This window comes from Halorubrum sp. SS7, from assembly GCF_005435055.1.
GTDB classification, from domain to species: Archaea; Halobacteriota; Halobacteria; order Halobacteriales; family Haloferacaceae; genus Halorubrum; species Halorubrum salinarum.
In genome coordinates, this window is the sequence record NZ_SGXV01000189.1 from 1 (window position 1) to 738 (window position 738).

Sequence of the window (738 nt, forward strand, 5' to 3'; positions counted from 1 at the left end):
TCTCTACGGTGATCGTCTCCTTCGGGTCGGCCGTCATCACCTCGATTCTCGCCCGCGCCCTCGTCGAGCGCGACCGCGACGGGCTCCGGCGACCGGAAGTCCCGGACGAGCCGGGCGACGGTCGGCAGGACCGCCTCCGGGGCGTCGACGCGGGCGACGACGCAGCCGTCGTACCGGCCGACCGTCGCGGCGTCGAGCGCGCGGTGGGCCGCCAGGCCGTGGCGGCGCCACGCGTCGAGCGCGCTCTGTCGGAGCGAGTCGTCCGGGTCGCTCGCGAGCGCGAGCGCGACGCCCGTCCCGGGCGCCTCCCGGGCGAGCGCGTCGAGCACGTCGGCGTAGCCGCCGACCGTCGCGAACGGGCCGTCCGTCGCGTACGGGCGGAGCGCGCGCTCGACCGCCGAGGCGGCGCGCTCGCTCGCGTCGTCGCCGTCGACGGCGTCGACAGCGACCAGCGACGCGAACCGGCGGCGGTCGTCGGCGTCGGGGTCGGCCGGCAGCCCCAGCGGGGCGAGCGCGTCGCGCGCCGCCTCGGGGTCGCCGGAGTACCGCGTCGCCGCGAGCGTCGAGGCCGCGAGGGCCTCTGCCCGCGAGGGCGCGGCGTCCGCCTCCTCGTCGCCCGCCGCGCCGCCCGAGACCGGGAGCGCGACGCCGGGGCGCCGCTCGACGCGGCCGGCCCGCTCCGCGGCGTCGATCTCGTCGTGGTCGGTGACGGCGAGCGCGTCGAGCCCGACCGCGGCC

At 79.9% G+C, this 738-nt stretch carries 1 pseudogene; it reads right to left on the minus strand.

Annotated elements, in window-relative coordinates:
- Positions 1–738 (minus strand): annotated as a pseudogene (locus EXE44_RS17535) (exonuclease RecJ); the annotation flags it as partial.